17 protein-coding genes and 2 pseudogenes are annotated in these 26,405 nt (G+C 63.4%); 9 read left to right on the top strand and 10 right to left on the bottom strand.

The genetic code is table 11. The annotated features are described in order from the left end of the window. Window positions 1-370: 370 nt before the first annotated feature. From BW981_RS07695 to BW981_RS07670, 6 genes are all read right to left on the bottom strand, one after another. Window positions 371-1,933 (bottom strand): ABC transporter substrate-binding protein, encoded by a 1,563-nt coding sequence (locus BW981_RS07695; RefSeq protein ID WP_076437855.1) that lies wholly within the window; start codon window positions 1,931-1,933, stop codon window positions 371-373. Further along, a complete protein-coding gene (locus BW981_RS07690) occupies window positions 1,933-3,417 on the bottom strand; it encodes a M81 family metallopeptidase (protein ID WP_076437854.1) in 1,485 nt (494 codons plus the stop codon). Before BW981_RS07690 ends, BW981_RS07695 begins: the two co-directional genes overlap by 1 nt. 12 nt (window positions 3,418-3,429) lie before the next feature. Further along, a complete protein-coding gene (locus tag BW981_RS07685) occupies window positions 3,430-4,755 on the bottom strand; it encodes an aspartate aminotransferase family protein (RefSeq protein WP_076437852.1) in 1,326 nt (441 codons plus the stop codon). Next, window positions 4,752-5,621, bottom strand: a complete 870-nt coding sequence (locus tag BW981_RS07680) for a MurR/RpiR family transcriptional regulator (protein ID WP_076437850.1) — start codon at window positions 5,619-5,621, stop codon at window positions 4,752-4,754. Before BW981_RS07680 ends, BW981_RS07685 begins: the two co-directional genes overlap by 4 nt. 214 nt (window positions 5,622-5,835) lie before the next feature. Then, complete coding sequence (locus tag BW981_RS07675; protein ID WP_076437849.1) at window positions 5,836-6,609, bottom strand: SDR family NAD(P)-dependent oxidoreductase; 774 nt, start codon at window positions 6,607-6,609, stop codon at window positions 5,836-5,838. Further along, the gene (locus tag BW981_RS07670; protein WP_076437847.1) at window positions 6,609-7,307 is read right to left on the bottom strand and encodes a hypothetical protein; all 699 of its coding nucleotides are present in this window, start codon (window positions 7,305-7,307) and stop codon (window positions 6,609-6,611) included. The genes BW981_RS07675 and BW981_RS07670 overlap by 1 nt, the downstream gene beginning before the upstream one ends. Before the next feature lie 115 nt (window positions 7,308-7,422). Between BW981_RS07670 and BW981_RS07665 the strand changes: the two genes are divergently transcribed. The 4 genes from BW981_RS07665 (at window position 7,423) to BW981_RS07650 (ending at window position 10,981) form a co-directional block, all read left to right on the top strand. Continuing rightward, complete coding sequence (locus BW981_RS07665) at window positions 7,423-8,271, top strand: IclR family transcriptional regulator (RefSeq protein ID WP_076437846.1); 849 nt, start codon at window positions 7,423-7,425, stop codon at window positions 8,269-8,271. Next, window positions 8,268-9,080 carry an ABC transporter permease gene (locus BW981_RS07660; RefSeq protein ID WP_076437844.1) on the top strand — a complete coding sequence of 271 codons (813 nt, stop codon included), beginning with the start codon at window positions 8,268-8,270 and terminating at the stop codon, window positions 9,078-9,080. The genes BW981_RS07665 and BW981_RS07660 overlap by 4 nt, the downstream gene beginning before the upstream one ends. Window positions 9,081-9,131: 51 nt before the next feature. Further along, on the top strand, window positions 9,132-10,124 hold the full coding sequence (locus BW981_RS07655) for an ABC transporter substrate-binding protein (protein WP_076437842.1): 993 nt from the start codon (window positions 9,132-9,134) through the stop codon (window positions 10,122-10,124). A 74-nt stretch (window positions 10,125-10,198) separates the two neighbouring features. Continuing rightward, on the top strand, window positions 10,199-10,981 hold the full coding sequence (locus BW981_RS07650) for an ABC transporter ATP-binding protein (protein ID WP_076437840.1): 783 nt from the start codon (window positions 10,199-10,201) through the stop codon (window positions 10,979-10,981). Window positions 10,982-11,455: 474 nt separating this feature from the next. Here BW981_RS07650 and BW981_RS07645 read toward each other — a convergent pair whose 3' ends face one another. The 3 genes and pseudogenes from BW981_RS07645 to BW981_RS07635 form a co-directional block, all read right to left on the bottom strand. After that, window positions 11,456-12,481: a hypothetical protein gene (locus BW981_RS07645; RefSeq protein ID WP_076437839.1), complete on the bottom strand. Its 1,026-nt coding sequence runs from the start codon at window positions 12,479-12,481 to the stop codon at window positions 11,456-11,458. A gap of 114 nt (window positions 12,482-12,595) precedes the next feature. Then, the gene (locus tag BW981_RS07640; RefSeq protein ID WP_076437837.1) at window positions 12,596-14,068 is read right to left on the bottom strand and encodes an N-6 DNA methylase; all 1,473 of its coding nucleotides are present in this window, start codon (window positions 14,066-14,068) and stop codon (window positions 12,596-12,598) included. A gap of 300 nt (window positions 14,069-14,368) precedes the next feature. Then, window positions 14,369-14,497, bottom strand: a pseudogene (locus BW981_RS07635) (integrase core domain-containing protein); the annotation flags it as partial. Window positions 14,498-14,632: 135 nt separating this feature from the next. On the opposite strand from BW981_RS07635, the gene BW981_RS07630 reads away from it, so the two are divergent. The 4 genes from BW981_RS07630 to BW981_RS07615 are packed head-to-tail and all read left to right on the top strand — an operon-like array spanning window position 14,633 to window position 23,928. After that, a complete protein-coding gene (locus tag BW981_RS07630) occupies window positions 14,633-17,434 on the top strand; it encodes a S8 family serine peptidase (protein WP_076437835.1) in 2,802 nt (933 codons plus the stop codon). Between the two features lie 9 nt (window positions 17,435-17,443). Beyond that, a complete protein-coding gene (locus BW981_RS07625; RefSeq protein WP_139333676.1) occupies window positions 17,444-19,513 on the top strand; it encodes a trypsin-like peptidase domain-containing protein in 2,070 nt (689 codons plus the stop codon). Then, window positions 19,513-22,911, top strand: a complete 3,399-nt coding sequence (locus tag BW981_RS07620; RefSeq protein ID WP_076437831.1) for a hypothetical protein — start codon at window positions 19,513-19,515, stop codon at window positions 22,909-22,911. Before BW981_RS07625 ends, BW981_RS07620 begins: the two co-directional genes overlap by 1 nt. Before the next feature lie 57 nt (window positions 22,912-22,968). Beyond that, window positions 22,969-23,928: a DNA/RNA non-specific endonuclease gene (locus tag BW981_RS07615; protein ID WP_076437830.1), complete on the top strand. Its 960-nt coding sequence runs from the start codon at window positions 22,969-22,971 to the stop codon at window positions 23,926-23,928. A gap of 181 nt (window positions 23,929-24,109) precedes the next feature. Here BW981_RS07615 and BW981_RS07610 read toward each other — a convergent pair whose 3' ends face one another. Further along, on the bottom strand, window positions 24,110-25,276 hold the full coding sequence (locus tag BW981_RS07610) for a site-specific integrase (RefSeq protein ID WP_139333675.1): 1,167 nt from the start codon (window positions 25,274-25,276) through the stop codon (window positions 24,110-24,112). Window positions 25,277-25,556: 280 nt separating this feature from the next. Between BW981_RS07610 and BW981_RS23375 the strand changes: the two are divergent. Further along, window positions 25,557-26,405, top strand: a pseudogene (locus BW981_RS23375) (IS3 family transposase); the annotation flags it as partial.

The raw sequence follows: 26,405 nt of genomic DNA, 5'->3' as shown, positions 1-26,405 counted from the left end.
ACCGCGGCCTTGTAGGGGCGCCCTCCATAGCTGGCTACGTTCACCCATGGTAGCTCCTCAAATTCTGTAGGTCGCCTGCTCTGAGTCCGCGCGAACTCGTCTCTCATTAGCCGGGCGCCATTTACGCCTCTCCAGCCAGAACATCCACGGCCGCCGCCGCAACCTGGCGTCAACAGCTCGACCAGTTCTCAATCCCGGCCCCGGGATTGAGCGCACTCACATACGTAGCTGCCGATCAACGTCCTCTAAACTTCAACGTCCCGGCCCTGTCTTCTAATTTCCGGCGGCGAGCCAAAGACCGCTTATGGCGCCTCACTGCTACGGACAGCCTAGGGCTTTGCGGCGCAGCACTGCATTGGAGTGCCCGCGCTCAGCCGCTGCGGCGGACGTTCCAGAAGATCGGCGTGGGCCACGGAACGAAGCCCGTAAGGTCGGCACGCGCCGCCGTCGCGAAATAATACTGGCCGAGCGGAATGAACGGCACGTTTTCGAAGGCGAGAGCCTGCATCCTGCGGGCGATCTGCTTCTGGGCCGCAAGGTCCGGCGCATCGATCCAAGTGTCGCGCAGCTTCTCCATGTCAGGATCGGTCGGCCAGCCGAACCAGCCGGCCTTGCCGGTACCGCGCAGTGGCAGGTGCACGGCAGGATCCATGACCGAAAGCCCGGTATAGGAGGTACAGAACATCGACCAGCCGCCCTTCTCGATGGGCTCCTGGCTGGAGCGACGCTGCACCAGCGTACCCCAATCCGTAGTGACATGGTCGACATTGATGCCGATGCGTTCCAGCGTCGCCGCCATCACCGGCGCGAAGGCCCCGAGCACAGCCTGATCGCCCGGCGCCATCAACACGGCGCGCTCGCCCTTGTAGCCGCTCTCGGCCACCATCTTCTTCGCCAACGCAACATCCGCCTTGAGGATGCCGATGCCCTCGTCGTTGTCCATCGGCAGGCCCTTTGTGAATACCCCGACGTCGGTGGCGAAGAGCTCGGGCTCGTTGTTGAAGGCGGCCTGCATGAATTCCTTCTGGTCGACTGCAGTCAGCACCGCCTGCAGCAGCTTGCGGTTGTTGAAGGGCGGGTGCAGGTGGTTGATCGCAGCCATGCCGATGGCGCCGATACGGTCGTTGCGCAACACGCGGGTCGCAGGGTTGCCGCGCAGGATCGGCAGCAGGTCCGGCAGCGGGCTTTCCAGCCAGTCGGCCTCGCCGGTCTGGAGCGCCGCGGCTGCCGAGGCAGGATCAGGCATGACGACCCATTCGATCCGGTCGAAATGGGCGATACGCGCCCCGGCCAGCAGGCTCGTCTCGTCTTGGCGCGGCAAGTAGCGCTCGTGCCGGGCATAGGCCGCGCCGGCCCCGGGCTTCCATTCGTCGCGCAGGAAGCGGTAGGGGCCGGAGCCGACATATTCCGAGATCTGCTTGAATGGATCGGTCTTGGCGATGCGCTCGGGCATGATGAAGCAGTAATCGGCGAGCGCGTTCAGCATCAGCCCGAAGGGCTTTTTCAGTCGGATCATGAAGACCTTATCGCCCTCGGTGGTCAGTTCGGCTCCAAAGCTCATCATGAGTTGGCCGAGCGGCCGGCGCTTGGCCCAGCGCTGGATCGAGGTGACAAGGTCGATCGAGCGCACCGGCTCGCCATCATGGAAGACGAGGCCGTCGCGCAGGGTGAAGCGCCAGGTCAGCTTGTCGTCGGACAGTTCATGGCCCGCCACCATCTGCGGCCTGGGCAAGTAGTTTGCATCGAGCGCATAAGGGGTGTCCCAAACCATGAAGCCGTGGTTGTAGGCGACGGTCGTGGTCGTCCAGATCGGATCGGGATTGGCGAGGTCGGCTTGGGGAATGAACCTCAGGACCCGCTGGCGGCTTTGTGAGAGGGCCGGACGAGCGATTGCGGTCGCGGCAGCGGCGGCGAGGAAATCACGGCGTCTCATCACGAAGCCTCCCTGATACGGAGCGGATAGAGGGTGGGCGGGGCCAGGCGGAACGGAAAGCGGTTGATATCGAGCGCAGCGGGACCGGGCGCGTCGATGTCGATCATGGTCGGGCAGATCGCGGTAAAGGCGGCGCGGAAATGATTCTTGGCCTTGGCGCAGAGCAGCGCGACCTGAGCGAAGTCGACGCCGTGGAGCGTATAGAAGGCCGGGTCATGCGCCGAGCCGCATGCAGTGGTGACGATCACGCTGATCTGCCCGATGCCGATCACTGCAGTGGGGCCGAGCGACATCGGCAGGCCGCGCATCATTGGGCCGCTGTTAGCGTAATGGCCGTCGGTGAGTTTGAGCACAGTCCCCGAGAACGGCACAGGCGAACCGAAATCGGTGCTGATCCGCCCGCCGAGCGTGCCGCTAATCGCAGCGCCTTCGCCTGCCGCGACACATCGCTCGACTAGCGCGGGATCGGCGAAGAACGCGAAGACGGTCGGCACCTGGGGGGCGGCATCCAGCAGCGCACGCAGCATCTCCGGCGTGTCGCCGATGCCGCCCGAGAGCGGGTTGTCGCCTGAATCGATCACCGCTACGGGTTGTGCCTCCGACCCGAGCCGGAGCGCCTGCGCGATGCCTGACGCAGCATCGGGCAGCGCGATATAGAAGCGGTCGAGCCGCTTGCGGGTCTCTTCGACGATGCGCTCAGCGGCGCGCTTCGCCAGCTCCCGGTCGCCATCGGCATAAACCAGCGCGCCGGCACCCGCGACGACCGTGTCGCCATAGGAGAAGCCGCCGAAGGGCGAAGCATCGAGGATGCGCGGATCGAATTCGAGGCCGCGCGCGAAGGCTTCCAGCTCCGCCATCGGCCCCTCCGCCGTGCGCATGTTCATGCTGGGCAGGATCGCGTCGAGCTTGGCGATGTGGCCGACGGGTCGGACCTCGCCCTTCACCGTGCGGTCGAGCACGTCGAGCACCCGCTCGGCGGTCTCCTTCATGTCGATATGCGGATGTTCCTTGAACCCGGCGGCGAAGGTGACGAGATCGGCGATGCGCGGGTCGAGATTGGCGTGCAGGTCGAAGCTAACGCCGAAAGGCATCTCAGACCCGATCGCCTCTCGCACGCGCCGGACGATCTCGTAATCGGCGAGGTCCATGCCCTCGACCACCATCGCCCCATGCAGCGAGAGGAAGACCGCATCCCATTCGCCCTGCGTAAGGTCTGCGACGATCTCGTCGATGATCATGTCGTAGGCCTCGCGGGTAACGGGGCCGGCGGGCGTCGCGCCCGTCATGCGCAGGAAAGTGCCGCGCCATTCGGGATGGGCGTCGAGGAACGCGACGGCGCCGCCGCCCTCGGTCGTGGTGCCGCGGTAGACAGCCTCGGCCTCCTGGCCCTGATACCATTCACGCCGGAACTCGTTGAGCCCGGTCATCACCGGCGAGAAGGAATTGCCTTCATGCGAGAACCGGGCAACGGCGAGGCGGGGCATCAGCGATAACCTTCAGGAAGCGAGAGCCAGATCGACCGCTTCGCCGAGGATCTCGACGATTCGGTCGATCTCTTCGGCCGTGACGATGTAGGGCGGAGCGAGCAGCACATGGTCGCCGCGAACGCCGTCGACAGTGCCGCCGGAGGGGTAGCAGGCAAGGCCGAGATCGAAGGCGGCCTGCTTGACCCGCTCGTTGAGCCTGAGCGCCGGGTCGAAGGGTTCCTTGGCCGAGCGGTCGGAAACGAGTTCGATCGCTTGGATCAGGCCGCGGCCGCGGATGTCCCCGACATGGGGATGGTTGCCGAAGCGAGCGTTGAGCCGCTGCGAGAGCCGCTCGCCCATCGCCTGGATCCGGTCGAGCAACCCTTCCGACGCGATTGTCCGCTGCACCGCGAGCGCGGCCGCGCAGGCGACCGGGTGGTTCATATAGGTGTGGCCGTGCCAGAGACGGCCACTGCCGGCGCGGATCGCGGCGAAGATCGGCTCGCGCATCAGCACGGCGCCTATCGGCTGGTAGCCGCCTCCCAACCCCTTGGCGATGGTCTGGAGGTCCGGACTCGCGCCGTCCTGCTCCCAGGCATGTGTCGTCCCGGTCCGGCCCATGCCGCACATCACCTCGTCGAGGATGAGCAGCGCGCCGTGTCGGTCGCAGAGGCGACGGGCCATGGTAAGATAGCCGGCTGGCGCGGGTATCGCGCCCGCGGTCGCTCCGATCACCGTCTCGGCGACGAAGCCGGCGACGTTGGCGGGGCCGAGGCGCTGGAACTCGGCTTCGAGCTCGGCCTCCAGCACATCGACGAAATCGGCTTCGCTGGTTCCGGCCGGACGGCGATAGGCGTTGGGCGCCGAGACATGGCTGAAGCTCTCTGGCAGCAGCGGCGCATAGGGGGCCCGGCGGCCCGCATTGCCGCCCGCCGCCAAGGCACCGAGCGTATTGCCGTGGTAGCTCTGGCGCCGCGCGATGAAGTGCGCCCGGCCTGGCTGGCCGACCTCCAAAAAATACTGCCGCGCCAGCTTGAAAGCGCCCTCGCAGGCCTCGGAGCCCGAGGAGACGAAATAGGCATGGCTCAGCCCACCAGGTTCGTGGCCGACGAGACAGTCCGCCAGTTCCTCCGCCGGCGCGTTGCTGAAGGCGCCGCTATGGACAAAGGCGAGCTTGCCGACCTGTTCCCGGATCGCCGCGATGACCGCAGGATGGCCATGGCCCAGGCAGGAGACCGCTGCGCCGCCGGCGGCATCGATGATCGTGCGCCCGTCGGCGGTGCGAATGAGGATGCCGCTGCTTTCGGCGGCGACTGGCGGCGGCAAGGCCGGTGAACGGTGCAGCAGTCGTGTCATCGCTGACGTGGCCCGGTTTCGAGATAAGGCGTATGGGCGGCGATGCGCGCCTCGGTGCGGCGCAACTGCTCGCGACCCGCATCCCCCGCGCGAGAATAGAGCGTCGCGGCGAGCGCCTGCACCAGCGCGATGCAGCCCGTGAGCGAAGGAAAGAAGCCGCTCGAATCCGTGCCGAAGGTGAGCACCGCCGCGGCGCCCTCGGCCACTGGCGCGTCGGGGCGGTCGACGATCGCGATGACCTTCGCGCCGGCATCGGCCGCAGCTTCCGCGCAGAGCAGGCCATCGCGCGAATAGGGATCGAAGCCGAAGAGCACGAGCGCGTCGCCGGACTTGATGCCGCCGAGCTCGACATCGAGCACGCCGCCAACGCCCCCTATGAGCGCGGTGTCCGGACGGAACAGCCGATACTGGTAATGAAACAGAAGCGCCGGGGCGTGGCAGCTGCGGAAGCCAGCGACGATAACGCGCGGGGCGGCCTCCAGCAGCGTCGCCGCCTGCTCGATACGCGTTGCGTCGAGATTGTCGAGGATGGCCCGATCCGCCGCGATCATCGCGCCTGCGAGCGGCTCGGGTCCTCCTTTTGGCAAGGGCCGGACTGAGAAGGGCCGCCGCGCACCGAGGTCGTCGCGAGCATCGGCGATCAAACCAGCGCGCAATTCCTCCCAACCGGGGAGGCCTAGAGACTGGGCCAGCCGGGTAAACGTTGCAGGCGGAAGGCCCGCGGCCCGCGCCAGCCCGCGCATCGGCGTCGTCGCCGCCTCGAAGCTGCGCCCGATCACGAAGCGCGCCGCATCGGCCTGCTGCGGCGGCAGGCGGCGCAGCGCGGCGGTGAGAAGGGCAACGGTGTCTTGAGTTGTGGAACGCATGACTTCTCGTTCGAGTTTTAACGAAACAAATGTTTCACAGCGAAGCGTCACAAGTCAATAGGGGGCCGTCGGCCGCGAACGAGGTACGCCGAGCCCGACCACGGGCCTGCTGAGCGAGCCGCTGAGAGTTAAGCTGCCGACCTATGCAGACGGACACGACCAGCGTCCGCTTCCGGCCGGTAGCTCAATGTCCGCAAATGGCGCAATCCGCCGATCAATATGTTGCCCGGCCACCGGACAAATCGAAGATGCCGCCAGTCGAGAACGAGCACTCGTCCGAGGCGAGCCAGAGCACCATGCGCGCCACCTCATCAACCTCGACGAAGCGTCCCATCGGGATGCGGGAGAGGATGTCGACGCGACGCTCCGCCGAAATTTCCTTCGCCATCGCGGTTTCGGCCGCGGCTGGCGTGATGGCGGTGACGACGATGCCGTCACGCGCCGTCTCCTTGGCCGTGCTCTTGGTCAGCGCGATCACCCCAGCCTTGGATGCCGAATAGGCGGCGGCCAGCGCCATGCCCTCCTTGCCCTGGATCGAGGCGATGTTGACAACATGGCCGCGCAGCGGATGACCGCCGATGGCGGCACGAGGATTCTGCATCCGCATGCTGCCGAGTAGCGCGCGGCTGACAAGGTAGGTGCCAAACAGGTTGACCCGCAGCACCGCCTCGAAATTCCGAGGATCGGTCTGCCAGATCGGCTTCACCTCGCCAAGAATGCCGGCATTGTTGACGAGGATGTCGACGCGCCCATGCGTGGTGAAAGCGGCCGCCGCAGCCGCATCGACGGCGGCCGCATTGGTGATGTCGACCTGTCGGGCAGCGACGCCCAGCTCGGCAGCAGCCGCCTCCAGCTTGACCCGATCGGAATCCCATAATTCCACCGTCGCGCCGGCATCGCGCAGCCCGGCGGCTATGCCACGGCCCAGCCCGCCGGCGCCTCCCGTGACGATGGCCTTGCGCCCGGCGAGATCGTAGCGCGCATCCATCAGCCGGCGCTCCAGGCGGTCTTGGTCCGGATGATCTGGAGACGGTAGAGGCCGAGCGAATAGGGCCCTTCGCCGCCGATGGCATCGAGCGCAGCGGGAGACAGCGCCTGCTTCGCCAGCGTGACGAAATCGGCCTCATCGCCCCAACCTTCGAGCAGCAGCACCCAGCGCGGCACGGCATTGGCGACGCCACGTGCCTTCTGCTCGGCCGTGGCGACGCCGCTCGCCTCGGCATCGGCGACGAGCAGATGCACGCCGGCCACGCCCGGCTTGTCCAGCAGATCCGGGATGAAGCGCCGCAGCAGCGCATCCCGGTGAGCTTGCTCGCCTCCCTCGGGCACGTCGTAGCGCAGCGTCGCGATCAGCCCGCCCTGGGCCGGGCCGGCACTCTGGGCGACACGGCAAATCGAGCGGGCGACAGAGCGAAAATGCTTCACCGCGCTCAACGTCCAGGGCGTCGGCGCATTGACGCGGGCCGTGTAGTCCTGGCTCTTCAATGTCTCGACGCTCAACGCCTCGTAGAGGTTGAAAAATTCCAGCTCGGCCTCGATCGCGACATAGCGGCGCCCGCGCAGGAAACCGGGAATGCCGACGCGCTCCGGCATGTGCTCCTGGCCATGCCAGGCGTAGAATTCGGCGCGCCCCTCCGGCGCGATGTCGTGCCAGATCGCGACCGCCCCCTCACCCGCCAGACTCATGCGCCCTCCCGTATCCCGCCGCGAGGCGCGTTGACTTGGCCTCGCCGCGCTCTTATACGGAAATCAATTCTGAATTGGAAATCATTTCCATAAATCATCTCAGGGATGAAACGAAGTGACGATCGCGGCCGTCGAGCGGGCGTTGAAGCTGATGGAGGCGCTGGCCGGCGCGCCGGATGGCGTCGATCTCAGCGTGCTCGCAGAACGGCTCGACCTGCCCTTCAGCGCGACGCATCGCCTGCTCGCCACGTTGGCCGAGCGCGGCTTCGTCCGGCAGGACGCGCATTCCGGCGCCTATGGGCTGACGCTGAAGCTGGCACAGCTCGCCTTTCGCGATCTCGACAGTCGCGGCCTGCCCGATGCCGGCCAGATCGTGCTCGACCGGCTGGCGGCGGCGACGCGGGAATATTGCCGGCTCGCCGTGGTCGAGGGCGGTGACCTGATCTGGATCGCCCGCTCGCAAGGCGCGACGGCGGGCTTGCGCTACGAGCCGCCGATGGGTTCCGGGCCCGTGCTGCATGCCACTGCCACCGGCAAGGCGTGGCTCGCCTCGCTGCCGGAGACTGAGGCGCTGCGCATCGTCTTTGCGCGCGGTTTCGACGGCGACGATCGCACCGGGCCGAACGCGCTCAAGGATGTCGACGCACTGCGCGCCCATCTTGACGAGACGCGGCGGCGCGGTTTTGCGATTGCGGTCGAGGAAGGCGAGATCGGTATCGTCGCGATGGCGACAACCTTCCGCGCCGGACCCGATCCGGCCGCCCCGGTCGCCGGGACGCTCAGCGTCGCCGGCCCCTTGCCGCGCATGCCGGAGGAACGACGCCTCGCCATCACCGAGGCACTCGGGCGGGCGGCGGAAGAAATGGCCGATATCTGGCCGCTGCGCCGACGCCAGATCCCTCAGTCGCAAGCCCATCCGCTCGTCTCGGCCAACCAGAACCATCCCGCAGGAACACTGGCATGAGCGACAGTGCCGCCAACGCCTCTCCCGCCGCAGCAGATAGCGGGCGCAGCAGGCTCCAGGACTGGGGCTCCGCCATCGCCTGGCCACTGATGAGCTTTGCCGTGCTGCTCGCCGCCTGGGAGTGGCTGGTGCCGCTCGCGCGCATTCCGGAATACATCCTGCCGGTGCCGAGCGCCTTCTTCGAGCGGCTCTGGACCGACCGAGGCGAGATATTCCGGCACACGCTGGTGACGGGCAACGAGATCGTCCTCGGCTTCCTGATGGCCGCGGTGATCTCGATCCCGCTCGGCTATGTCATCGTCTCCGTGCGGATTCTGGAAAAGGCGATCTATCCGGTCATCGTCTTCTTTCAGCTCGTGCCGAAGATCGCGATCGCGCCGCTCTTCGTCGTCTGGTTCGGCTTCGGCCTGTTCCCGAAGGTGCTGCTGACCTTCCTGCTCTGCTTCTTCCCGACGCTGGTCGCGAGCATGACCGGCTTCCGCGCGCTGGATGAACGCGTGCTCTATCTCACCCGTTCGATGGGCGCTTCCGCCTGGCAGACCTTCCGCTATGTCCGCGTGCCGGCAGCGCTGACCTATATCTTCTCGGGGTTGAAGGTCTCCGCCGTCTTCGCCGCGACCGGCGCCATCGTCGGCGAGTTCGTCGGCGCCAATGCGGGGCTCGGGTATCTCTTGCTGCGCGGCACGAGCTTCCTCGACATGCCGCTGATCTTCGCCTGCCTGGTGGCGCTGAGCGTCGTTGGCATCCTATTCAGCTACGTCGTCGACGGCCTCGAAATCGTGCTGATGCCCTGGCAACGCAAGGGCTGAATCCAGACCACACCAATAAGCCGGACGAACCGGCTCAAGGGAGGAAACCAGATGAACAGACGCATGCTGATCGGCACCGTCGCGGCCATTGCGCTCAGCGCCTCCGGCGCCCTCGCGCAGAGCGCCGGCAAGCCGATGAAGATCACGCTCAACTTCCTCGCCGCCGCGCCCAATGCCGGCTTCATGATGGCCAAGCAGATGGGGCTCTACCAGAAGGCCGGCATCGACCTGACCATCGAGGAGGGCAAGGGCTCCGGCACCACGGCGCAGATGGTCGCGACCGGCCAGACCGATATCGGCTTCGCCGACGCACCCGCCGCCATGCAATTGCGCACCAAGGGCGCACCGGTGAAGATCATCGCGCCGGTGTTGCAGACCAACGGCTTCGCCATCATCGCGCTGGAGGAAAGCGGCATCGCCTCGCCGAAGGACCTCGTCGGCAAGAAGGTCGCGGTGCAGCCCGGCACGGCGCAGACCACCCTGCTCGACGCCATCCTCGCCAGCAACCAGATCGACAAGAGTAAGCTCGACATCATCAATATCGATCCCGGCGCCTTTGTCGGGGCGCTGCTGGAGAAGAAGGTCGACGCCATCCTGGGCGGCGCTGATTTCCACTCCGTCCAGATCCGCGAGCGTGGCTTCAAGGTGCGCGACATCTTCTATCGCGATGTCGGCGTGCCGACGGTGGGGCTTTCGATTATCGCCCGCGACGACAGGATCAAGGCCGATGCCGACCTCTACAGGAAGTTCGTCGAGGCCAGCCTGCAGGGCTGGGACGCGGCCCGGAAGAGCCCGGACGCGGCCGCTGACGCGGTCGTCGCGCAGTTCCCCTCGGTGAAGAAGGCGCAGGTTCTCGCCCAGTTCGACGTGGTCAACAAGCTGCTCTGCGCGCCGGGTGCGACCGCGCTCGGCAAGGTGCCCGACGCGAACTGGACCAAGAGCTTCGAACTGCTGACCCAGTATCTCGGCCTGCCCAAGGACAAGCCGATCACCGACTACTACACGGCGGAACTGCTGCCCGCCTCGGCGCCGTCCTGCCCCTGACAAGCCAACTCTCGTCATCCCGGACGAAGCGAAGCGGAGATCCGGGATGACGTCGGATTGATCGAGACACGAGCATGAACGCCGCAGCCACCCACGCCGCCGCCTCGATCGAAGGGCGCGGCATCATCAAGACCTTCGGCAGCTTCACCGCTGTCGATGGGCTGACACTCAACATCCGCAGCGGCGAGTTCGTCAGCCTGATCGGCCCGTCGGGCTGCGGCAAGAGCACCTTCATGCTGATGGCAGCCGGGCTGATCCCTGTCAGCCAAGGCGAGCTCGTTGTGAACGGCCAGAAGCTGACCTCGCCCCTAACCGATATCGGCATCGTCTTCCAGGATCACCTTCTGCTCGAATTTCGCACGGCGATGGAAAACGTGTTGCTGCAGGCGGAGATCCGCGGCCTGCCGCTGGGGCCGGCGCGCGAGCGGGCGCTCGACCTCTTCGCCAAGCTCGGCATCTCGCATGCGGTAGACCGCTACCCGAAGCAGCTCTCCGGCGGCATGCGCCAGCGCGTCTCGATCACCCGCGCGTTGATTCACAACCCCGCCGTGCTGATGATGGACGAGCCCTTCGGCGCGCTCGACGCCATCACCCGCACCCAGATCCGGCACGATCTCGAACTGCTCTGGATGGAGCAAGCCAAAACGGTGGTATTCATCACCCACTCGATCGAAGAGGCGATCGGGCTTTCGGATCGGGTTCTGGTGATGTCGCCGACGCCCGGCCGGATCGTCGATGAGATTGCGATCGATCTGCCGCGACCGCGCCCGGCCCATCTCGGCGACTATCCGAGCTTTAACCACTATGCCGACCGCATCCACGACGCCTTCCGGCGTTTCGGGGTGATCAAGTATTGAAGGCGGAACTGGCGGTCGGCTTCTATAACCGCTTGTGACGGATGGTTGTGGCGTCCGCTTTCCGGCAGAACGCCAACGTCCGCATATGGCGCGTCTCGCCCCGCCAAGAACGACTCGCCGGGCCTTGCTCACTTGATTGGTTGGGGAAGTGGAACGGCGGATCCTTGGCCGAGGATTACCGGGACTACGCGAGTATGCGGACCTCAGGCTCACGCGCCCCTTGCCGCGTCCGCGCTGGTGCGAGCAAGGCCTCGGTACCCTTGCCCAGCGCGACAACGCCGTCATCTTCTTCGACACGGGCCTTGTCGAGAAGCGGCTTAGCTTCTTTGCTGTAGATGGCATGGCCGTCGCTACCTCATTATCCGCAGCGCCACAGACATGCTCCGCCCCTGCCGCCAGAGCGGCTTAGTCCTTTGGCACAAATGGTCACCCAATCATAAGGCCCACCTACCCCGGACTATGACGCCTTGGCATTCATTTGCGGAGCGCTGAAGCACGTCGGCGTCTCGCCTCTTCGTGCATGTTAACGGGCGTTGCACCCAGAACGCGTGACACCATCGCAGCAAGAAAGCGACCAGGGGAAAGCTCGGCCGGAGTGCGATCGGTCAGAATTGTTACCGTTGGCAGGCGCTTGATCACTTCCTCGACCGCGCCCGCCGGGATTGGTGCAGGCAGTTCTTCCGCCTCGCCCTCAGGGTCTGGCCCCGGTTCCAAAATGCCCTCTGGTGGCGGCTCGGCATCCGCGTCTGGCAGCACGGCGTCGTCGGCGTATTCCATCAAAACAAGACAGGTGGCGTGATATGCATCGTCCTCCTGCCCGAGCTTGACGAGCAAGTCGCACAACCATTCCGCTGCTTTGGGTTCTTTCTGCAGAATGTCCGAGCGAAGCCCAAAAACAAAGCCAAGCGCCGCGAGCGGATGGCGCAGTCGAAGGTTCTTGGCGTCGCCATAGGACTCTTCGACCCTGTTCGGTGCGTTTTTGCCGTAGGAGGAGTCCATGCGCTTGGTGGAAACAAGCAATTCTGGGCCAGTTGCCCAGTCCGTCATGATGACATCGACCTGCTTCAGGTAATTCTTGCCAAGAATAGCCGCTGACGACGACGTAGCTCCAGATATGGACGAGCTTCTAAGGATTCGCTCCTCAACCTCAGCTCGAAGCTTGCCGGGAAGGGAGTTCACCAAGGCGGCAATAGCGGCAGGAAGAACGCGCGGATGGGTTGGCTTCGGCCAGACCTGATCAGATCGGAAACCTGCCCGACGCAGCTCGTAGCTGAGCCATACATCGAGGGCGAGCGCCGGAACCCCTGACTGCGTTCCTGCCTTGAGGAGAAGCGGAACACCAAGCAACTGCTCGAGCGTGTGGTGATCCGGTTCAAAACGGAGCTGACCGTCCAGACCTTTAATCCAAGGGTTGCTGTGTACCCCCCCAGGGGCCGCCTGGGCGACGATATAGTCGAACAGGCGCCACGCTTCGCTTTTCGCTGATTGTTTGCTGGCCACCGGCTGGTCTCACGTTAGAACGATAAGCAAACGTAGGTCGAGTTTGCTGCATGCCGTTGTTCTGCTGGTTTGTAAGTATCTGCGCTAGCGCAGATAGACGAGCAGCCCGCCGAATCAGTCGGCATAATGGCGCCAACGCTGGAGCGATCCGATTGCGTCCTCAAGCTCGTCGCCATCGGCCATCTGAATAGTGGCCTTCGACGGGAAGACAACCCGCCCAGCCTCGCGGGGCTCGAGCTTCAACATCCCGCCTCCCAGCGCATGGCCCTCAAGCTCGCAGCTCAGTCTGACGAAGGACGACGACCATTCCGGCAGCAGCTTGCTCGCCAACGCGCGATCGCGGATGCGAATCGAATGGACGCTGTTTGTGCAGGTCACGCCGGCAGCGTTCCTGACAAGGTTCACGTTGCGCCCCGACATGTAGCTCATGATGAAGTCGGGGATCTGGACGTCAGGCACAGCGTACCAAGGTGCGCGATTGCGGCATTTGTACCCTTGCCTCGCCTCGTGGCCGGCGCTGCTGTCGAGATAGTTGCGTACCGCAGCCGGAAGCTCCTGATCGCGCTCCAGCCGGAGCAGCAGGATTGGATCGTCGCTCTGCTTCCATTTTTCCACGGTCGCCTTGGTGATCTCCTTCTCCGGCATCACCCGGCCGTTGCGGAGCGACGGCTGCAGGAAAGTAGGTGGAATGCGCAGCCGCTTCGCATCGGAGGGCTTCAGGTGGAAGAAGTCGTTATGGCCGCTGACGTATCCGATCCCAACCGCCGCGAAATCCGCGAGCCGACGCGTGCCAGGATCAGCCAGCGCTGCAGCGTATAGGTGGCGCACCGATGCCGGCAGCAAGTAGGGGCGCAGGCGCCGGTTCCAAACCGTCCGCCATTCCCCAAGATCGATCTTCATGACCGATTTGGGCGGTGCTTTCTGTGGCACAAATTCTTCGAGCACCGTGAAGTCGATTGAGTTGGCTTTGCCGCCGAAGCCCTCCGTATAGAGCAACCAGCAATCTTCCGAGAGCGTCGGAAACAGCTTCTTGCGTACGGCAATGATATGCACCGTCGAGAATGAGGCCACGAGATAGTCGAGCAGTGGCGCGGCATAAGGCGCGTGGCCGATCTCGGCCGGCACGACGAAAGCCATGCGGCCACCGCGTTTCAATAAGCCGGCGGTCGCAACCAGGAACGGCGCCCAGGACGAGGTCAGTCCGTTGAAGTGGACGCCGAGATCAAGACACAGATCCAGCGCCCGACGCCGCATCTCGTTTTTGAAGGTTTGATAGCGAATGAAGGGGGGATTGCCCGCGGCGCATTCGAAGCGCTCACGGGTTTCAACCGCCCATGTGAAAAAGTCGCCCTCATGTACGAGCGCCCCAGGTGCGCGTTCGATCGCGCGATGCGCCGAAACAGGATTCTGTTCGATGCCGACGCTATTGCGGTGAAGTGCCAGAAACTGGCCGTCGCCGCATGAGGGATCAATCATGCGGTCAGCGGGCTTGCGGCATGCCCATGCAACAAGCGCCTCGCTCACATCGTGAGGAGTAAAAAACGCGCCTGATCGCTTCTGGGAATATTCCGGATATCTGCCCACCATCGCATTCACCTTAGTCAGATGGGACCGTTCCGCAATCTCGCGTAAGGGAACATAATGGGAACGATTTCGGTTGGCAACATCGCTCTGGCAAGTGGATGCCGTTTCCTCAAGAGCGCAAATTAGAGCTGATCCCATGGCTGCTGCGGGATGTCAGAACTGTGCGCTGATCGGATTGTCCAGATCCCGGGAGCTTGTGACGTTGTCCCCAGTTTCTATCCAGCGCTGAGTTCGTTTCCGGCGGTTATGAGCCTGCCCCCGATGCTGGACCGGCCTGCTGGCCGCTTCCAGGGGGTGAAACGGTCACCGTGGGCTGCATGCCGGTGGCCGATTGAGGAGCGATATCGGAGGTTTATTCCCGATCGCACTATGAGGTCGTAGCTCGTTGTACTCCCTTCGCCAAGCCTCCACTTTCTCCCACGCATCGGGCAGCCGCCTACGCCCTAGACCATGATCCCCGGAAGGCAGCGTTCACGCGCTTCCTCCGCGTAATGCCCGCGACGGGTTGAGCGTTCTCAACAGAAGCGCCTTAAAGTAGTATGGTCTGGGACGTCGGGGGGGGCGAACATGGCTAGTCTAGACATTCTGCGTGCGATATCGGAGGCGTCTCAGAGCGATGACCCGGTTCTGCGGCCTGGCATTGTTCGCTTCGAGCTTGAACTCAAGGACTACCTGAAGGCGGCTCACCTTCGCAAAGACATCGAATCGCTACTCGGAGCGAGTCGTTTCAGCCTGACGCCGCTAGGTCCGTTGCTGCCAAGCTTTCACGTGCTTCAGTTTCCAGGCGTACCTCGTACGGTCGCGCCTGACAGACTCTTTGGGATCGCCGATGCATTGGTCGATGCACTCGATCTCGTGTCATGCACGCCGGATATCGGTTCAACGCTTTATGCCGAGCCCGACGCCCGCGCCCTGCGCGGCAATGCACCGGAATCTGTTGCGCTGGATGCCTTTTGCTGGTCTCAGGCGCCGGCGCCGGGTGATCTACATTGGTCGGTCAAGGCCGTGCGAGCGACCGAAGCTTGGGCGATCTCGCCAAAGAAGGGCAAGGGCGCTATTGTCGCGCAGCCGGATACCGGCGTCGCCAGCCACCCTGACCTCGACCCTGAGGCGCTTCGGTTCGACATCGCCACCGACATCATCGGTGGTGACAGGGATCCTACCGATCCGCTCGATCCCGCATTCGCCAATCCTGGGCATGGCACAGCGACCGGCAGCGTTGTGATCAGTCGCGCCGGAGGTGGAATGGTCGGCTCGGCGCCGGCGGCCAGCCTAGTACCGATACGCTGTACCACGGACGTCAAGATCTTCGATGGCACGCCAGTGGCCGCTGCCATTCTGCATGCGGTCAAAATGAAGGCCGACATTATCACGATGAGCCTCGGCGGCATCTACTCACGCTCCATCGCGGCAGCGGTCGGGGTTGCCGTCGATGCGGGGCTGATCGTCATGGCGGCCGCCGGAAATTGCGTCGGCTTCGTCGTTTACCCAGCTTCGGATGATCGGGTCATCGGCGTTGCCGGTGTCGATGCAAATGACAAACCATGGAAAGGGACGAGTGCGGGGCCGAGCGTTACGATCGCGGCCCCTTCCGAGAACGTCTACGTCGCCCGCCGGACGCCGCTCGATGGGGGTGTCGGAACTGTTAGCGGCGGACAGGGCACGTCTTTCGCCGTCGCGACGACGGCCGGCGTTGCGGCACTATGGGTCGCCCATTTTGGTCGCGCCAAGATTCGAGCCGAGGCCAAGCGGCGCGGCGTTAGCGTGCAGGAGCTGTTCCGTTCGGCGCTTACGACCACTGCGCGGCGTCCGCTACGGTGGAACAGCTGGCTTTACGGTGCTGGTATCGTCGATGCCGCCGCGTTGCTGCGTCTGACCCTCACCAAGATACCGAAAGGATCGGAAACGCCAATTGCGCCGGAATCGGTCCCGGATACACCGCCAACCGCGGCTGTTGCCCAGGTGTTTGCCGAGGCGCAGACACGCGGCGACGGACGGACGGATTGGGCGCGTTTCGGTGCCGAAGCCACCTTTCTCGCGGCCGACGCATGGCGCCGCGGCGATGCCGGACGCTCGGTGCTGCTGGAGTCGCTAGCCCGCCCGATTCCGTCACCGGGCTTGGCCACTGCCGCGCCGTCGATTTTGAAGCGCAGCGTGAGTTACGCGAATACTGCGCCGCATCTTCTGTCGCCCTTACCGCCCCCCTTCCCGTCGCGGCGGCAAGTCGTAACAATGATTGCTCCTAGGCAACCGGGTCAGGAGAGCACGCTCGCAAGCGCGCGAGCCAGTCTGGAGGGGAATGGCATGCGAGATCTGCAGGATCTCGTCGAGCGCGCGCTGGCTCAGATCGAGGTTGAATCCGGAACGACGCTAGAGGCTTCGGCCGCGCGTCGCGACGTACTCAACAGAACCGAAAGTGTTGTTCGGTCGTTGGTAACCGGCGGTGAGGCGGCGTTGTCGGCCGAGGGCCGCATCGTCGTCGAGGCCCTTGTCAGGCTGAGGGGACGTCCCGCCTTCAAGATCAACGGCGGCGCAATCTCCAAGGCTCAAGCAGAAACAACTGACTGGCAGACGCAGCTCTATGCCGCCGAGCCCTACTTGCCGGCGGTATGTGCGATCGTTGGCCGGATCGACCTCAATGGCGAGCATGTCGGTACCGGCTTCGTGAGCGGTCCTGGTCTCGTGGTCACGAACAGGCATGTGGCCGAGGCCATTGCCGATGTCGTTGCCGGCGCTGATGGCGTCGATCGCTGGTTCTTACGCGACAGTGTCAGCATCAATTTTGACGATCGCGGCCGTGGCAACGAAAAGCGCTTCAAGGTGCGCGAGATCGTCGCTGCCGGACCGGCGCATATTGGCCACACTGTCGATTTTGCTCATCTCGATATGGTGATACTGGATGTCGAAACCGAGAATGCAGCAGGCAATCTGCCAAAGCCGATCGGTCTGATCAACGATTTGGAAGAGGCGAAGCTCTCCCAGGATATCGCTGTAATCGGCTATCCGGCCCGTCCGGACCGCGCCGCACTGGACGACCCGGCGGGCAAGGAGACGGCCGAAACGATTGGCCAGCGCCTGGCTATGATCTTCGGCCTGGATTATGGGCGCAAGTATTTCAGCCCCGGGGTCGTCGACCAACCGGCAGGAACGGTAAAAGGTGATGGCCGCGGCTGGATCATCACCCACGATGCGACCACGCTGGCGGGATGCTCAGGTTCTGGCGTTCTCCGTTTCACCGACGGTTTGCCGATCCTTGGTTTGCATTTCGCCGGGCGTGTCATGACGGCGAACTACGCCCATTCGCTTGCTGCGATACGTCAATCTGGGTTTTTGTCTGCGGCAGTGACCGACCGGCTGAATTGGGTGTGAGGGCTAACCTTGCCTGATCCATCTGACCATCTTGATGTCGCGGAGCTGGTTCGGCAGCTCAAGGTGTCGCGCGAGACCTTTGAGAAGGCCTTTGACATCTTTGTGGATGCGCGGCCGAGCGAACTCACCCGTTTCAAAGCCCTCGCCTTGAGAAGACAGAGGCGGTCGCCGCTCGAACCCGGATCCGAACGCGACAGGGCCGATGTACGTGTAGCCTTAGAATACGCCAAGGCGAATGGGTTTCTGGGGGAGCTATGCTCCACCGCTGGCGCCACGCTCTTCACTACAGCACCGGAGGGCAGTGGCGGGGTCGTCATGGCAATTGCCTTGACGGGGGATGAAGCAGCACGCCGAAGCGCCCAGATCACCTACGAGGCGATCATCAAGGACAAGGAGCGCTTCCGCGATCCGGACGAGGTGAATGCCGGGCTCATGCGCGCTCAGCGCTGCACATGCCGCGTTGTCGTCAGACAGGGTGCAACACGGATCAGAGGAACTGGGTTTCTGATCGGACCAAGGCTTGTCCTTACGAACTGGCATGTGGTGCAGAGCCTTCTCGAGCCGCTGCCGGCGGCGGAAGCGGCCGCGGCGGGTCTTGCGCCGGCGGAAGCCTGGCGGGCAAAGGCGGATAGTGCCGCGGCGCTTGGCGTCGAGTTCGATTTCACGGCGCATGCCGCCCAAACGGGCGGCGTGACGCGCATTCCGGCGAACTCCAATTGGCTCGTCGCGGCGAGCCGGGCTGAAGGCAGCGAACACGCGAATGACGAGAACACCGGTGTGCCGTGGCCGGCTGACGTTGCCGCTTTCGAGCCGTTCGATGATTTCGTCGTTCTGGAAATCGCCGAGCCGGCCGGTCTCGACAGGCGCTTTTACGACATCATCGGGGAAGAACCGCCGATCCCGCAAGGCAACATGGTTCTGCTGCATCATCCCGGCGACTATTCCATGCGATTGTCTTACGGCAGCTTCGATGTCAAACCGAAATTTGCGAAGCTTCTTGGTGGCACTCCGCCGAAGACGGCTGCGCGGGTGCTGCATGATGCGAACTCGATCGGCGGGTCCTCGGGCGGACCATGTCTGGATTTCGACATGCGTCCCGTCGCGTTGCATCAGGCGGGTGTCGAATTCAGCGGGGATGCCGATATCACGGATGACAGCGGGGCGCCGCTCCGCAAGGCGGTGATCAACATCGCAATTCCGTTGCGCCGCGTGCGTCTGAAGGCGGGCGCCGCCATTCAGGCGCGGATGGGGGATCTGCGCGCCTTGAAACCAACGTTCTCGAACGGCGACCCGCTGATCGGTCGCGGGGAACTGCAGGAAGCCATCGCTGAAGCCCGTGCAGGGAGAGTCAAAATCCTGATCGTTCGAGCGGACATTGCGGGCGACGGAAAGCCGTTTCGGGCGGTGGGAAAATCATTCTCGCGCAGAATTCTGAGGGAGCACCTCGACGCTTCGCAGCATGACGTCGTCGAAATCAGCGCGGCCAGTCTGATGCAAAACGCTTTCAGAACGGCGGGGGCGATTCTTGACGGGGTGAGCTTGGGCCTGTCGGCGCGGCTGACCGTGGTCGATGACAAGACCCTTCCAGCCGACCGTCAATCGACAGAGATCAATGACATCGTGGCTCGCATCGCGGCTGAACTGAAGGCTGAGCTCGTTGCGGCAGCCCGCGGACGCACTCTATGGCTCGTGATCGACGATCTGGAGAAGCACTCGCTGCCGGACACCTCGACCCGGGCCCTTCTGGATCGTCTCTATGCCGAGGTATCGGCAGAGCCGTCTCTTCGTCTCGTTTTGCTCGGGCTCTCCGACGTCGACCTGCCGTCCCTTCAGGGCATTCGGGCCAAGAGGCTGGACAAGCCGCTGACGCATCTCGATAGCGGCAGGGTTGCGCTCTGGGTGGGCCACCGCGTGGATGGTCGATTCGCCTTGCCCGACGTTGCGCGCGAGTGCCTTGCAGGTGTCGTGACCTCGGTCGCAAGCAGTAGGGTCAGCGAGACCTTCAGCATGACCCAGGCCGTCGCGGCGATTGTAAAGAACGACCTCGATCCTCATCTGAAAAAACGGATGGGGCTTTGATGACCGACATGGCCGTCGAAACGCCCGATGCCGTTGCCGCGACGCTTTGGAGGCACGCGGCCGTTATCGGGACATTTGACCCCACGCGGTTCCTAGCCGAGGTTGCACCTGGGCAGCGTGAAGAGGCTGTCGAAGACAGCATATTTAGCGCGCTGTCTGCCTCAATCGAGGAGGTGGCGGACGGCAAGGACGTGCTTTGGCGCTTGCAACCGGAGGCCCGCCGTCAGGCATTGAAGGAACTCGTCGCGCGCGATGAGCTCGACCGCGTGATCGCGCTGACCAGCCCGCAGGAGGGCGACCGGTTCGGCAAGATCCTGCAGGCCACGCTCAAAAAGGGGCGAGCGGGAAATGGCGTCTCCATGCAAAGGTTGTCCACGGATGACCTCATGCTACAGGCGCTCGCGCTCGACTTTGCGCGATCGTTGCCGGTCCGGAAAAACACCATCTCGCAAGAGCCGGCGATCGATCCACGTATCCAGCTCGCCCGCCAGGCCGAACGCCGGCGACAGGATTATGTTGCCCCTGCCAAGCTGTTTGGGCGCGACTACGACGCGGAGGCTCTGGATCTTTATGTGGCCGATGGCTCGATTGAGTGGCCCCTGATCCGTCTGGATGCACCGGTGGGCGAGCCGCCGCGGTTGCGCCCACTCCTCCTCACGGGAATTGGCGGATCGGGGAAATCGGCTCTCGTTGCCGATCTGATGCGACGCACGCAGCGGAATGACTGGTCCGGTCCAATCGTCGTCGGCCTCGATTTCGATCAGAGGAATGTTGCGCTGGGCGGCGAGCGCGAATGGCTTAACGAGCTGACACGACAGATCGGATTTGCGAGGCCGGCTCTAGACGCCGCGCTATCGAAAGTCCGCAGCGAAGCCCGACACCATTTGCACAGGCTGACGCTGCAAAGAGAGGACGTCGACAGGATCACGGGAACGGACAACCTTTTTGTCGTTTCAACGATGCGCGAGGATTTGCAAAAAGTGCTGAGCGCAGGAGCGCTCGCCTCGGAAACCTTGGTGGTTATCGTCGACACCTTCGAGGAAGTGCTGGTTCGATCGAATATGCGGGCCGAGACCATCAGCCAAGAGCCGTTCGGTCTGGTTCTGGCCTTCATCGACTCGTTGAGCAAGCTTGCCTCGCCGAGCGGCGTGCCCGCGTTCGGAGCGGTCCGTGCGGTCGTTGCGGGTCGCGCGCATCCCTTTCCCGATAAGGAAGCACTATCAGCACGCTGGTTCGAGGGGCACCTGGAGATCGGCGAACTCGATGTGGAGGCGGCTGTCGAATTCGTTCGCGCGCGCTCTGATCGGCGCGTCGTTACCAGTGCAAGGGCTCGACGATTCGTTGAGACGCTTCCTCGTTTTCCGTTGGTCCTCATTCTGCTTGCGGCGTTCGCGCGAGGCCGTGAACCCCGCGAGATCGATGAGGCCCTTGGGGAAGCGCGAGGAATAGGGGTTCTGGGAGCGGCTGCGAGCACGCGCGTGCTGTATTCACGCTTCCTCGACCGCTTGAAGGATCACATCATAACGGACGGCAAGGGCGAGCGACTGGTGTCGCGTGCGGATCTCGTGCGCCTGGCCCATCCGGGTCTCGCCTTGAGCGTTGTCACGCCAGACTTGATCCGTCACGTCCTTGCGGTGCCGACTGGACTTGGCGAAATCAACGATCAGCGGGCACGGGATCTCTTCGAGGCGCTTTCGCGCGAGGTCTGGCTGGTGGAGCGCGTCGGAGCCGGCGCCGTGCGGCACGCACCCGCATTGCGGCGGATCATGCTGCCGATGCTGAATGGCGACCTGACGCCGTCGGAGAATGCCAATACAGCGATGCGTGAGACGGTTCGGGCTGTGCATCGAACAGCCGCGGAGTGGTATCGCACGCAGGGCGCCAGTGACCCCGCCGCGGTGGCGCTTGCCGCCTACCATGATGCCTTTCTCGGAGAGGTTGGAATGCTTCTATCCGATCCAAGCCTCGTTCGGCGCGTTCTTGATATTGCAGGTGACGATGTTTCGGCAATGCCGATTGAAGCGCGTGCTGTCCTGCGTCGAGAGGCTGGATCCGACGAGGCCCTTTCAGTCGAGGAGGCGGCTTCTCTTCCGGGAGCCGAGCGGGCCAGTGCGGACGCGACACGACGATCACGGCGGGCCAAGAAAGGTGTCACCTCGCGGCAAGTGTTTGATGAGGGCGCATCGGAAAGTGGCGTGCATCTGGAATCTCTCTCAGTCGGTTCTGACGTGCCATTCGCGGGGACCGTGCGCTATGGGCGGGATCAGATCGAGGTTCTCCAGGACAAGGAGACCGCTCAGCGCATCGAGGCTAGCTTTGCCGAGGCCGATTTCGACGGCGTCCTCAGGCATGCCGCCTTGGCGGTGGCGGAGCTATGCAATGGAGCTCAAGAGGAACCGCCTTTCGACAAGGTGGGCGACACCACCAGTCACTGGATCTGGAAATGGGCCTTGTCGTGCCTGGCGACGGGAGCGGGTGATGAGGAGCAGCTGAAATGGGCTGTGGCGGTTTCGCGGCCGATAGCGGCACTGTCGAACAGTCCTCCATTCGGTGTTGGTACCGTGCTCTCGCTTGCGGTCGCGACTGTGGCGCTCGGCCGCGCGCCCTCGTTCAGAACAGAGCCGCCCTATCGCGATGTCATCATGACCCTGCGTGTGCTCGAAAGCGCACCGGTGAATTCGATCTTATCTCTGCGGCTTCGCGCCTTGGCGCAGTACTGGGATGAAGGTCGCGCTGGGGCAACGCTGCGGCCCGTCGAGGTGAGACCGGATCTATTGCGGCTGGTTGCGCTCTGGTCACAGGTTCGAGGGGTTGATGGCAGAAATATCGGCAGTCCAACCGTGACCCCGCAGATCCCAGAAAGCTTGCGGCGCCAATTGAGCGAATTCGACTCCAGTCCGCCTCTTTCATCTGATCTGAGGAGGCTGGACGAGAGCGAAGGCTCCGTTGTCTTTCCTGCGATAAGCGAGAGCTCTGGGTCAATACAATCGGAGCTGCTGAGTGAAGTGCGGCGCGCGATGGGTTTGTTGATGCGGGGGCGATCGCCAGAGCTTTACGATCCTGTGCGGGCGGCACTTGGGGACGCCGCCGCTGCCGATGCGACGAGCTTTGCTGCGGCGGTGACGGAGGTCGCGCAACTTCCACCGTTCTGGCCAGCGGACCTTGTGCCCGACCGCCTCGCAGAGAATTTGGTCAACCTGCGGGAGGCGGATTATTTGCTCGCGCGCCTTGTCCTCTTCGTTGATCTCGCCGGCCTGACCTCGGAATTGTTCTCCGCTGTTCAGCGACGTATCAAAACGGGCAAACGTTTTCAGGCTGTCGCAAAACTTGTTCAATCTTACGATACGTTACTTTTGACGCCTTATGACGCCGTCAACCCGCTGCCGGTCTTTGGTTAGCTGATGACCGGTTCTCTGGAAGTGCGTTGAGCAATAGCAATTGATCCGGGGGATAGGATGAGCATTGATCTTTCGTATCGACCGCGTTTCAGCGATCTCTCGCGCCTCGGCGGGCCAGCGGACATCGATAGTGAGGCGGCTGCGGGCCGTGAACTTGAAGTCTTGGAAGCGCGGCGGCGGCCGCAACGCACGCCGCCTGCGGATCTCGCGGGACGTGCTGGCTATGTCGATGACTTCCTCGGCTTCACTGTGCCATTGCCGACGCCATTGGGCGAATTGAAGCGGTTCGTTACGCCGGTGGCGGGCTCCAGCGAGGGCCGACTCGACTACGAGCATTTCAGCGTTGTCATGCACTCGGCACGACGGTTGGCCATGTTCGTCGCGGTGAACATTGATGGCACGACGCCCGGCGACGTCGAGCGAAAGAACGATAAGTGGTTCTTGGATGGCCGCATCGCCGACGAGTTCCAGATCGGCGAGGATCTTTATATCGATAACATTCTTGATCGCGGTCATTTGGTGCGCCGGCAGGACCCGGTGTGGGGAGAAACCGCCGAGACAGCAAATGGCGATACCTTCCACTTTACGAATTGTTCGCCGCAAGCCGCGAACTTCAATCAGAAGACATGGCTGAGCCTTGAGGACTATGTGCTGGGCAATGCCAAGGCCCAGGACACCAAGGTCACGGTGTTTACAGGGCCTCTTTTTAGGGACAACGACAGAGCCTATCGCGGTGTGCAGATCCCGACCGCTTATTGGAAAGTGCTGACCTTTCTGAATGATGCCGGGCACCCGTCGAGCACCGCCTATATTGTTGACCAAGTCGCGGAATTGAAGCACCTTGAAGCCGTGTTTGGCGCGTTCAAGACCTATCAGCGTAGTGTTTCCTCGATCGAACGTATGACCGGGCTGTTTTTCAACGGTCTCGCCGATTTCGATGGCTTTTCGAACGAGGAAGCCGCAACCCGAACGGAGATTGTTGCCGAACTGCGCTCACCAGCCGACATTAGGGTTTGACGGTGCGATCGGTTGAATGATTGGCGGTCGCTGGTCACGAGCTAATTCGGATAGCGATCGACATCTTGGTTCGCTCAATTGAGGGCCTTTTTCTATCAGGGCATAACAAGACGCGAACCACTTGTAAGGGATGCGCAGGGATTTAAGTGGCCGAGCTCGTCCATCCAGTTTAGGGAGAGTGTCAGTGCGGCGACGCGACGGCGGCGGGATCCGGCTCGTCCTCCGAAATTACCGTATTCGGTGTCGTCCCTGTCAAAGATCGCGCGATCTCGGCGGCCCGCTTCTTCATAGCTGCCAGTGCCTCGGCATTGCGCCGCGACACAGCGGGATCGCGAGCCGGCACCTTGGGAGCTGGCATATCTTCGAATGACCAGCAGCCGCCATTGTTATTGTCCTGCTGCCTTCCGCTCTCCGGTTCAGCCTTCTGGTTGGCGCGACGCTCGATGGCCCGTGCTTCGAGCGCTTCGGCACGGCCCGGCTCGGCACGATCGATCGTGTCGATGCCCCAGCCGCTCCGCTTGCCGGCATAAGCCGCCTGGGATTTTTCCACGGCATGCCCAGCAAGGGCGGCGATCTCCCAGGGAGCCAATCCCGCGGCCTTCCAAGTGGCGAGCGCGACATGGCGAAAGGAGTAAAGCGACAACCTTCGAATCTGGCACGCCTTGCAAGCCTGAGCCAGACGGTCCGCCAGTCGATTGCGCCAGTGGCGGAACGACGGTGCGCGCGCCGCGGACAACCGGGCGAATCTGGCAAAAGCCGCGACAGCCTCGATTTCGAGCGGCTGCAATGCGGAGAGCGGGATCGACCGCCACTCGAACCCGGCACGATCGTCATCAAATTTCGCGCTCCGGACCCGGAGCGTTTTCCCTTCGACGACTGCATCCATCCACTCGATCGGCCGGCAGCCCACGCGGGGAACGACATAAATGAAAAGCGCCAGCATGCAGATGTCGCTGACGTCGTCCTCGCCTCTGGCCTGTCTAGCGAGATACTCGAAAACCGTCCTGGCCTCCTCTTCGGTAACGTCCTTCGCTTTACGGCTCGCCGTGCGCGGCTCGTCGGGACGGCCGCGCCGCGCATCAAGGAATTCGAGCAGTTTCGCCATGATATCTCCCCGGGAGGAAGACGGAACCAGTTCTTGGTCGATCAACGTGTCCAGCGCGAAGCCGAGCTGGCGGCGGTAAACTCGCACCGTTGAACCCTTGATAACGCCGCCCGCTTTGACGGACTGCAGAAACGCCGCCACCAGCGGAAGTTCCGGATAATCGCGGCGAGCACGGCGAAGATGCAGATCGCCCTCTGCGCGCGGGTTGGACGTGATTGGCAGCACACTCAGAATTTTGTCCATTGAAAACCCGTTAGTTCAGAGGCTTATACTGAGCTTATTGATCTCGATGAATAGGACCATGGCGCATTGTCGGGCTCCGCTGGTCGTCAAAATTCAAACGTCTCTCCCTGCGGCGCCAGCGCCATTGTATGACCCGTTAGTTCAGAAATCACCGTGGTTGTCGGCTTTGCCTGGCAGGAGAATGGCGGTTCTTTAAGGCTGCTCAGGAAACTTGAGCTGTGACCTGAGCCCCTGAACTTCCTCCATGAATGGGTAGAGTCTGTCGCGAAGGAGACGACGGATGAAGCCCTCACGTTTTTCGGAGGAGCAGATCATCGGGATGCTGAAGGAGCAGGAGGCGGGTTCGAAGACCGCCGATATCTGCCGGAAGTACGGGATCTCGGCCGCCACGTTCTACAAGTTCAAGGGCAAGTATGGCGGGATGGACGTGTCTGACGCCCGCCGGCTGAAGGCCCTCGAGGACGAGAATGCCCGGCTCAAGAAGCTGCTCGCGGAACAGATGCTCGACAACGCGATCCTGAAGGATGTCGCCTCAAAAAAATGGTGACGCCTGACGCGAAGCGCAAAGCTGTGGCTCATGCCTGTGACGCGCATGGGGTGAGCCAGCGTCGAGCGTGCAAGGCCCTGAATGTCGATCGCACGAGCGTGCGCTACCGGAGCATCCGCCCCGATGACGACGCGTTGCGTGAAGCCATGAAGACCGTGGCCGCCCAGCGGCGACGGTTTGGCTACAGAAGGATCCACGTCATGCTGGAACGGCAGGGCATCACCATGAACCAGAAGAAGCTCCGCCGGCTCTATCGGGAGGAGAAGCTTCAGGTTCGCCGGCGTGGTGGCCGCAAACGCGCCTGGGCACACGGCGCCCGATGCTGGTGCCGGATCGAGCCAATATCCGCTGGAGCCTCGACTTTGTGTCCGATGCCCTCACAGACGGCCGCCGCTTCCGCGTCCTGGCGGTCGTGGATGACTACACCCGCGAATGCCTTGCCCTCGTCGCGGATACCTCGCTCTCCGGGATCCGGGTGGTGCGAGAGCTGGACGCGATCATCGCCAGGCGCGGCCGGCCATCGGCGATCGTATCTGACAACGGCACCGAGCTCACATCGATGGCCATCCTGCGCTGGTGTCA

Source organism: Allobosea sp. TND4EK4, from assembly GCF_900156025.1.
Taxonomy (GTDB): Bacteria; Pseudomonadota; Alphaproteobacteria; order Rhizobiales; family Beijerinckiaceae; genus Allobosea.
The sequence above is the reverse complement of the archived record's forward strand: the minus strand, read 5'-3'. Positions and strand labels throughout refer to the sequence as shown.

Coding starts and splice junctions, on each gene's coding strand:
- BW981_RS07695 (WP_076437855.1), bottom strand. CDS start 1,933: ATGAGACGCCGTGATTTCCTCGCCGCCGCTGCCGCGACCGCAATCGCT.
- BW981_RS07690 (WP_076437854.1), bottom strand. CDS start 3,417: ATGCCCCGCCTCGCCGTTGCCCGGTTCTCGCATGAAGGCAATTCCTTC.
- BW981_RS07685 (WP_076437852.1), bottom strand. CDS start 4,755: ATGACACGACTGCTGCACCGTTCACCGGCCTTGCCGCCGCCAGTCGCC.
- BW981_RS07680 (WP_076437850.1), bottom strand. CDS start 5,621: ATGCGTTCCACAACTCAAGACACCGTTGCCCTTCTCACCGCCGCGCTG.
- BW981_RS07675 (WP_076437849.1), bottom strand. CDS start 6,609: ATGGATGCGCGCTACGATCTCGCCGGGCGCAAGGCCATCGTCACGGGA.
- BW981_RS07670 (WP_076437847.1), bottom strand. CDS start 7,307: ATGAGTCTGGCGGGTGAGGGGGCGGTCGCGATCTGGCACGACATCGCG.
- BW981_RS07660 (WP_076437844.1), top strand. CDS start 8,268: ATGAGCGACAGTGCCGCCAACGCCTCTCCCGCCGCAGCAGATAGCGGG.
- BW981_RS07655 (WP_076437842.1), top strand. CDS start 9,132: ATGAACAGACGCATGCTGATCGGCACCGTCGCGGCCATTGCGCTCAGC.
- BW981_RS07650 (WP_076437840.1), top strand. CDS start 10,199: ATGAACGCCGCAGCCACCCACGCCGCCGCCTCGATCGAAGGGCGCGGC.
- BW981_RS07640 (WP_076437837.1), bottom strand. CDS start 14,068: ATGGTGGGCAGATATCCGGAATATTCCCAGAAGCGATCAGGCGCGTTT.
- BW981_RS07630 (WP_076437835.1), top strand. CDS start 14,633: ATGGCTAGTCTAGACATTCTGCGTGCGATATCGGAGGCGTCTCAGAGC.
- BW981_RS07620 (WP_076437831.1), top strand. CDS start 19,513: ATGACCGACATGGCCGTCGAAACGCCCGATGCCGTTGCCGCGACGCTT.
- BW981_RS07615 (WP_076437830.1), top strand. CDS start 22,969: ATGAGCATTGATCTTTCGTATCGACCGCGTTTCAGCGATCTCTCGCGC.
- BW981_RS07610 (WP_139333675.1), bottom strand. CDS start 25,276: ATGGACAAAATTCTGAGTGTGCTGCCAATCACGTCCAACCCGCGCGCA.